General features: G+C 46.5%; 2 rRNA genes. Both read left to right on the top strand.

The window, feature by feature from the left end:
- A 23S ribosomal RNA gene (locus tag F1735_RS34415) occupies nt 1–97 on the top strand; the annotation flags it as partial.
- Nucleotides 98–245: 148 nt separating this feature from the next.
- Nucleotides 246–358, top strand: a 5S ribosomal RNA gene (gene rrf, locus F1735_RS34410).
- Nucleotide 359: the final 1 nt, after the last annotated feature.

Below are 359 nucleotides of genomic sequence, written 5' to 3'. Positions count from 1 at the left end.
AAAGGGTCGTTCGAGACCAGGACGTTGATAGGTCAGGTGTGGAAGTGCAGTAATGCATTAAGCTAACTGATACTAATTGCCCGTACGGCTTGTCCCTATAACCTTAGCAGGTACAGAGATAAGAAATGCGCGTTGTGTTTTGTGTTGATACGCAATCACTACCCAAAGTAATACAATAAAACGATACTTCTTCCAGATTCAAGCTAGTGCTGCCCGTTCGGGAGCACCAAGCTGTACAAGTTATGCCTGATGACCATAGTAAATCGGTACCACCCCTTCCCATCCCGAACAGGACCGTGAAACGATTTTACGCCGATGATAGTGCTGCAACCAGTGTGAAAGTAGGTCATCGTCAGGCT

Origin of the sequence: Massilia genomosp. 1 (assembly GCF_011682185.1) — a bacterium.
Taxonomy (GTDB): domain Bacteria; phylum Pseudomonadota; class Gammaproteobacteria; order Burkholderiales; family Burkholderiaceae_D; genus Telluria_A; species Telluria_A rubra.
Note: the sequence above shows the minus strand (reverse complement) of the source record. Positions and strands in the feature narration are given on the sequence as shown.